Annotated in this window: 1 protein-coding gene; it reads left to right on the plus strand. The window is 69.2% G+C overall.

Going from position 1 to position 383, the window contains the following annotated elements:
- On the plus strand, positions 1–383 hold a 383-nt coding region (locus EOA33_RS38675; protein WP_127407886.1), incomplete at both ends, for a DUF1403 family protein.

Below are 383 nucleotides of genomic sequence, written 5' to 3' on the forward strand. Positions count from 1 at the left end.
TTGCAAAAGTGACCGAGATGCTCGGGCTGGCCTGGGACGATGAGGCGCTCGCCGACCTCTGCACGAAGATCGAAGAGGTGGCGGGGTCGCAGCGGCCGGCGCCGTTCGCCGCGGCGGCAATCGCCGCCCACGTTGTCGCCATGCGCCCCGATGCCGAGCTTTTTGGCTGGTGGCTCGCCGACCTGCTGCTCGCGCAAAGCCTGCGCTGGCCCAGATCGCTACCCTTGTTGATGGCCCAAGCTCTTGGCCCGGCCTTCCGCACCGAGGCCGGCGGCAAGCGCATCCGACCCGAGCAAAAAGGTTTTGAACGCGCGGTTTGTCTGGCGCTGGTGCAAGCGGCGGCCGATGCTTGCCGGCTGGCCGCCGACCTGTCGCGCCGCGCC

Origin of the sequence: Mesorhizobium sp. M4A.F.Ca.ET.050.02.1.1 (assembly GCF_003997725.1) — a bacterium.
GTDB lineage: Bacteria > Pseudomonadota > Alphaproteobacteria > Rhizobiales > Rhizobiaceae > Mesorhizobium.